The following is a 341-nucleotide window of genomic DNA, read 5'->3' as shown; positions in this document are numbered from 1 at the left end:
TTTCGCTGTCTCTGGTCGGCCAATCCCCAGTCGATGAGGATTCGGCCGTCCGGCGTATGCAGTGCGCCATATTTGGCGGCGTTCGTCGCGAGTTCATGGAAAATCATGCCGAGCGACAGGACGACAGCAGGTTCGAGAGAAACCGGCGGGCCGTTGAGGCTGATCCGGGTCGGTCCATAGGCCTCTGTCTCGTGCTCCAGAATGGCGCGTAGGTCGGCGCCTTCCCAATGGCTTTGGGTCAGCAGGTTGTGCGTATGCGACAGGGCCATGATCCGGGACTGGAAGGTCTCGGCGAAGCTGGCCGGGTCGGTATTGGAGCGAGCGGTCTGGATGGCGATGGA

Annotated in this window: 1 protein-coding gene; it reads right to left on the bottom strand. The window is 61.9% G+C overall.

Going from position 1 to position 341, the window contains the following annotated elements:
- The coding region (locus tag CVH10_RS18695; RefSeq protein WP_146143065.1) for a sensor histidine kinase at positions 1-341 on the bottom strand (341 nt) is incomplete at both ends.

This window comes from Halomonas sp. ND22Bw (assembly GCF_003011945.1).
GTDB lineage: Bacteria > Pseudomonadota > Gammaproteobacteria > Pseudomonadales > Halomonadaceae > Halomonas > Halomonas halophila.
This window is presented reverse-complemented; position numbering and strand designations above follow the sequence as displayed.